We start from the raw sequence: 6,000 nt of genomic DNA, 5'->3' as shown, positions 1-6,000 counted from the left end.
CCATCTCGGCGACTTCATCGAGGACAAGGCCGCCATCATCCCGCTGGACGCCGCCATCCAGTCCAACCTGCGGGAGGCGACGACGCGGGTGCTCTCCTCCCTCACGCCGCGCGAGGAGCGGGTGCTGCGCATGCGCTTCGGCATCGGCATGAACACCGACCACACGCTGGAGGAGGTCGGGCAGCAGTTCAACGTGACACGGGAGCGCATCCGGCAGATCGAGGCCAAGGCGCTGCGCAAGCTGAAGCACCCCTCCCGCTCCCGCAAGCTGCGCAGCTTCCTGGACAACTGACCATGGCGACAGGCCGGCCGGCAGGGCTGGGATGATGGCGCCGGAACCTGTCATTCCCGTCGCGGTGGACGTCACCTTCCTGCGGATGGACCGGCGGCCGACCGATCCAGCCCCCCCTCTGCCCGCGGATACGCGGCTGGAGCGGCTGGAGCGCTGCACCGTGCCCTTCTACCGCTATCTCTACGACACGGTGGGGCACCGCTATGTCTGGTGGCTGCGCCGCACCGTGCCGGATGCCCAGCTCGCGGCGCTGCTGGCAGAGCCGGCCATTTCCATTCACGTGCTCTATCGCGGCGGCGAGCCGGCGGGGTTCTACGAGCTGGACCGCCGGCATGGCGGGCTGGTCAACCTCTCCTATTTCGGCCTGCTGCCGCATGCGGTGGGCACCGGGCTCGGCCGCGCCTTCCTGCGCCGCGCGGTGGAGGATGGCTGGGCCGAGGCGCAGCGCGCCGTCACGGTGAACACCTGCACCGCCGACCATCCCCGGGCGCTGCCCAACTATCTGGCCGCCGGGTTCCAGAAGCTGCGGACGGAGCGGGAGGTCTGGAACGTGCCGGTGCGGCTGGGGCTGCCGATTCCGGAGCGGCTGCGGCTGCGCTGAACGGATCTTTCCGCACCGGGCGTACGATTGGGCTTGTGGCCGGCCCGCCGCAGGCTCATATGCCCTGCGTCAACCCGTCCGGTTCGGCCTGTTTCGTTTCGCCCCGCCAGGGGCACCGAGCGTGGTTTCCGTCCTGAGAGGCAGATTGGCCCGTCTCGCGATGTTCGCGAGGTGGCATCCTTGCATGATGGGAATTCCCGCATGGCTACTGGTACCGTGAAATGGTTCAACGCCACCAAGGGCTACGGCTTCATCCAGCCTGAGGGCGGTGGCGCCGATGTCTTCGTCCACATCTCGGATGTGCAGCGCTCCGGCCTCAGCGGCCTGCAGGATGGCCAGCGCATCAGCTTCGAGATTCAGCGCGGCCAGCAGGGCAAGCTCTCCGCCTGCGACCTGAAGGCCGAGTGATTCGAAGGGGCCGGCGGCGCTGAGCTGCCGGCCCCACCGGCCTGCCTGCGTGTGGGAAGGAGACGCCGCATGACCCCGCATCTCTACAGCGTCGGCCAGAACGTCGAATTCGTGCCGGGGCGCTACGACACCAACGTGCCACGCGGCCTCTACACCGTGGTGCGGCAGCTTCCGGGCCCGCCGAACGACCGGGAATACCGGGTGAAGCACCAGCAGGACGGGCATGAGCGCGTGGTGCTGGAAAGCCAGCTCCGCAGCGGGCCGCCGAAGCTCTTCGCCTGACATGCAGCATTGAAGGGCGCGCCCCTTCTGACGAAGGAGGGGATGATGGCACGCAGGCCGAATTATGGTCAGCAACGCGCCGAGGTGAATCGCGGCAAGCAGGCGAAGCAGGAGGCCAAGCGGCGCGAGCGCGAGGCGGCCGTGGCGGAGCGCCGCACCGGCCGCGAGGAGATGGCCGCGCCGGAAGCGCCGGCGCCGATGCCGCCCCCCGTCCGAGGCCCCGCGGCCGAGAAGGCCAAACCCATGGCCAGGCAGCGAGATGACGGGAAGTGGGTGCTGTTCGACGTGACCTATGCCGATGGCAGCCGCCGGTCCAACCGCAAAGTGCCGGCGGAGTTGCTGGGCGGCCTCGATGGCGACGACCCTGCCCGCGCCGAGATCGAGGCGCAGGACCAGCGCATTGCCGAAGCTTCCGGCAAGCCGGCCGGCCAGATCCTGTCCCTGGTCCGCAGCCGGACCGCCTGAGCCGCCGTTCCGTCGCAGGTCGCAAGGGCTCGGCTGGGCCTGGAGCGTGATCGGCTGAGGTCGAATCGACCGAAGCCGTCAATCACGCGGCCGAATAGGGGGCCAGAGCGGGATGGTTGAGCGAAACTCAGCCATCCCGCCCTGCCGGCGCGCCGAAGAAGGGCGAGGGGACCGGCGGCCGTGCCGCCGATCCCCCCTGCAGCGTCAGCCGCTATGCGCCAGGATCGCCAGCAGCAGCAGCGCCACGATGTTGGTGATCTTGATCATCGGGTTCACCGCCGGGCCGGCGGTGTCCTTGTAGGGGTCGCCCACCGTGTCGCCGGTGACCGCCGCCTTGTGGGCCTCCGATCCCTTGCCGCCATGGTGGCCTTCCTCGATGTACTTCTTGGCATTGTCCCAGGCGCCGCCACCGGTGGTCATGCTGACGGCCACGAAGAAGCCGGTGACGATGACGCCGAGCAGCATCGCCCCCAGCGCCTCGAAGGCCGCGGCCTTCCCGGCAATGGCCTGGACGCCGAAATAGCAGACCAGCGGCGAGAGCACCGGCAGCAGCGAGGGGATGATCATCTCCTTGATCGCCGCCTTGGTCAGGATGTCCACGGCGCGGCCATAATCTGGCCGGTCGCGGCCCTCCATGATGCCGGGCTTCTCCCGGAATTGCTGCCGCACCTCCTCCACCACGCTCATTGCCGCGCGGCCGACCGCCGTCATCGCCATGCCGCCGAACAGGAAGGGCAGGGCCCCGCCGAAGAGCAGCCCCATGACGACATAGGGGGAGGAGAGGCTGAAGGTCAGCGCCCCGACCCCGGTGAAGTAGGGATACTGCGCTGCGTTGGCGGCGAAGTAGCTGAGGTCCTGGGTATAGGCCGCGAACAGCACCAGCGCGCCGAGGCCGGCCGAGCCGATGGCGTAGCCCTTGGTGACCGCCTTGGTGGTGTTGCCCACCGCATCCAGCGCATCCGTGGTGACCCGGATCTCCTTCGGCAGCCCGGCCATCTCGGCAATGCCGCCGGCATTGTCCGTCACCGGGCCGAAGGCGTCGAGCGCCACCACCATGCCGGCCAGCGCCAGCATCGTCGTCACCGCGATGGCGATGCCGTAGAGCCCGGCCAGGTTGTAGGCCACCAGCACGCCGGCGATGATGATCAGCGCCGGCAGTGCCGTGCTCTCCATGGAGACGGCGAGGCCGCGGATGACATTGGTGCCATGGCCGGTGACGGAGCTTTCGGCGATGGCCTTCACCGGCCGGAAGCCCGTGCCGGTGTAGTATTCCGTCACCACGATGATGGCGCCCGTCACCGCCAGCCCGACGATCCCGCAGAGGAAGAGCGCGAAGGGCCCGAAGCTGGTGCCGCCCGCAGTGATCGTGCCGCTGCCCCAGATGAGGTAGGTCAGCGGCAGCAGCACGACCAGGGAGAGCAATCCGGTGACGATGAAGCCGCGATACATCGCCCCCATGATGGAGTTGTTGGAAGGCAGCTTCACGAAATAGGTGCCGATGATGGAGGTGATGACGCAGACCGCGCCGATCGCCAGCGGGTAGAGCATGCCGGCCTGCAGCATCCCGGCATTGCCGGCAAAGGTGATCGCCGCCAGCACCATGGTGGCGACCATGGTCACCGCATAGGTCTCGAACAGGTCGGCCGCCATGCCGGCACAGTCGCCGACATTGTCGCCCACATTGTCGGCGATGGTGGCGGGGTTGCGGGGGTCGTCCTCGGGGATGCCGGCCTCGACCTTGCCGACCATGTCGCCGCCCACATCGGCGCCCTTGGTGAAGATGCCGCCGCCGAGCCGGGCGAAGATGGAGATGAGCGAGGCGCCGAAGCCGAGCGCCACCAGCGCGTCGATCACCAGTCGGTCATTCGGCGCATGGCCGCCGATCACCACCAGGATGAAGAAGTAGATGGCGACGCCGAGCAGGGCGAGGCCGGCCACCAGCAGCCCGGTGATGGCGCCGGATTTGAACGCCACGTCCAGCCCGGCGGCGAGCGACCGGGTGGAGGCCTGGGCGGTGCGCACATTGGCGCGGACCGAGACGTTCATGCCGATGAAGCCGGCCACCCCGGATAGTACGGCGCCGATCAGGAAGCCGATCGCGACGGTGATGCCGAGAGTCACGACCACCAGCACGAAGAGCACGATGCCGACGATGCCGATGGTGGTGTATTGCCGCCGCAGATAGGCGCCGGCGCCCTCCTGCACGGCCCTCGCGATTTCCTGCATCCGCGCGGTGCCGGCATCCAGCGCCATCACCTGCTTCGCGGTGACGACGCCGTAGGCGATCGACGTCGCCCCCAGCACAATCACCAAAACCAGAGTTAAGGTCATCAAGTCCGCAACCCCCCATTATTTCTGCCGTGGCGTTCGCGCCCGGCTGATGGGCGAGGCTAAAGCAAAGCCTTCGCACGGGGAATCACCCGGCACCGGATTCGGACCATGGACTCATGAAGGTCGATGGCGGTCCGGCGGGGCGCGCATCCGGCACGCCGACGCGCAGGCCGCGCCTTGCCCTTGCCATGGTGCATGGCCAGACTGCGGCAGAACGAAGGGAGGGCAGCGATGGAGAGACGGAGCATGCTCGGAGCCGGGCTGGCGATCGCTGCCGCGGCAGGCCCTGGGGCGGAGCGCGCCGCGGCCCAGGGCCAGGCGCCTGCCCAGGCCTCTGCCCTCATCGAGAAGAAGGTGTTCGAGGGCGGCGCCTTCCGCACCCGCGGCGGCGCCACCATCCCCAACCTCCGCCTCGGCTACCAGACGGAGGGCAGGCTCAACGCGGCGGGGGACAACGCCGTCCTCATCTGCCACTTCTTCTCCGGCAACAGCCATGCCTGGGGCCAGGTGACGGCCAACGGGCCACGGGGATGGTGGGACGCCATCATCGGCCCCGGCAAGGCGATCGACACCGGTCGTTACTTCGTCGTGGCAGTCGATACGCTGGTCAACGTCAACGTGCCGGATGCCGGCACCGTCACCACCGGTCCGGCGACGCTGAACCCGGATACCGGCCGGCCCTGGGGGATGAGCTTCCCGGTCATCGCCATGCGGGACTTCGTCGAGAGCCAGAAGAAGCTGCTCGACAGCCTCGGGGTGAAGAAGCTGGCGCTGGTCGCCGGCCCCTCCAATGGCGGGCTACAATCCATCGAATGGGCGGCTGCCTATCCCGATTTCTGCGCCCGAGTCATGCCGGTGATCGCCGCCGAGATCGATGCCTGGCTGCAGGGCTGGCTGAACATCTGGGCCGCGCCGATCCGGCTCGACCCGAATTGGCGGGAGGGCGACTACTACGGCCAGGGGCGGGAGCCGCCGCTGCGCGGGCTGGCCGAGGCCTGGAAGATCGTCACCCTGCATGCCCGCGACCGCGCCTGGGCCGCGCAATACGACCACAAGGTGCCGGAGGGCCAGGACCCGGCCCGCCGCATCGGTGACCGCTTCGCCATCGAGAAATGGCTGGATGACACGGTGGCGGCGCGGGCGCGGACCTCGGACGCCAACTCCTTCCTTTACATGGTCCGGGCCAACCAGCTCTTCCTCAACGAGTATCCTTCCCTCGCCGCGGCCATGGCCGGGGCGCCGCGGCGCTGGCTGATGCTGCCGGCGACCACCGACCGCATCTTCGCCCTCGAGGCCGTGCGGGATTTCGCCGAGGTGCTGCGCAAGGCCGGGAAGCAGGTGGAGATGGCGGAGCTGGCGGGCCCGCTCGGGCATCTCAACGGCGTGGCCGGCATGGCCCCGCATGCCGACCGGATCCGGCATTTCCTGGCGAGCTGACCGGACTGCCGGAACCTGACCCCAGGCCGGGGCCGGGTTCCGGTGGAGGGGGGCGGGCCTGCCGCCGACCGGCAAACCTCGACTCCGCCCCTCATACCGGCCCTGGCCGGCATATTGCTGAATTCGGGGCACAGCTGCCACATCGAGCCCGGGCGCAATACCGAGGCTGGGAAGTCTGGACTTC

General features: G+C 68.9%; 7 protein-coding genes. 6 read left to right on the top strand and 1 reads right to left on the bottom strand.

The annotated features are described in order from the left end of the window. From NJ376_RS09385 to NJ376_RS09365, 5 genes are all read left to right on the top strand, one after another. A partial coding sequence (locus NJ376_RS09385; protein WP_252952983.1) for a sigma-70 family RNA polymerase sigma factor occupies positions 1 to 292 on the top strand: 292 nt, incomplete at its 5' end. A gap of 31 nt (positions 293 to 323) precedes the next feature. Continuing rightward, complete coding sequence (locus NJ376_RS09380) at positions 324 to 893, top strand: GNAT family N-acetyltransferase (RefSeq protein ID WP_252952982.1); 570 nt, start codon at positions 324 to 326, stop codon at positions 891 to 893. Between the two features lie 201 nt (positions 894 to 1,094). After that, entirely contained in the window at positions 1,095 to 1,301 is a 207-nt protein-coding gene (locus tag NJ376_RS09375; protein WP_252952981.1) for a cold-shock protein, read from the top strand. Between the two features lie 69 nt (positions 1,302 to 1,370). Next, entirely contained in the window at positions 1,371 to 1,583 is a 213-nt protein-coding gene (locus tag NJ376_RS09370; protein ID WP_252952980.1) for a hypothetical protein, read from the top strand. A 45-nt stretch (positions 1,584 to 1,628) separates the two neighbouring features. After that, entirely contained in the window at positions 1,629 to 2,048 is a 420-nt protein-coding gene (locus NJ376_RS09365) for a hypothetical protein (RefSeq protein WP_252952979.1), read from the top strand. Positions 2,049 to 2,252: 204 nt separating this feature from the next. On the opposite strand, the gene NJ376_RS09360 is transcribed toward NJ376_RS09365, so the two are convergent. Continuing rightward, entirely contained in the window at positions 2,253 to 4,379 is a 2,127-nt protein-coding gene (locus NJ376_RS09360; RefSeq protein WP_252952978.1) for a sodium-translocating pyrophosphatase, read from the bottom strand. A 246-nt stretch (positions 4,380 to 4,625) separates the two neighbouring features. On the opposite strand from NJ376_RS09360, the gene NJ376_RS09355 reads away from it, so the two are divergent. Then, positions 4,626 to 5,816 (top strand): E22 family MetX-like putative esterase, encoded by a 1,191-nt coding sequence (locus tag NJ376_RS09355; protein ID WP_252952977.1) that lies wholly within the window; start codon positions 4,626 to 4,628, stop codon positions 5,814 to 5,816. The last annotated feature ends 184 nt before the right edge of the window (positions 5,817 to 6,000 follow it).

This window comes from Siccirubricoccus soli, assembly GCF_024178315.1.
GTDB lineage: Bacteria > Pseudomonadota > Alphaproteobacteria > Acetobacterales > Acetobacteraceae > Siccirubricoccus > Siccirubricoccus soli.
The sequence above is the reverse complement of the archived record's forward strand: the minus strand, read 5'-3'. Positions and strand labels throughout refer to the sequence as shown.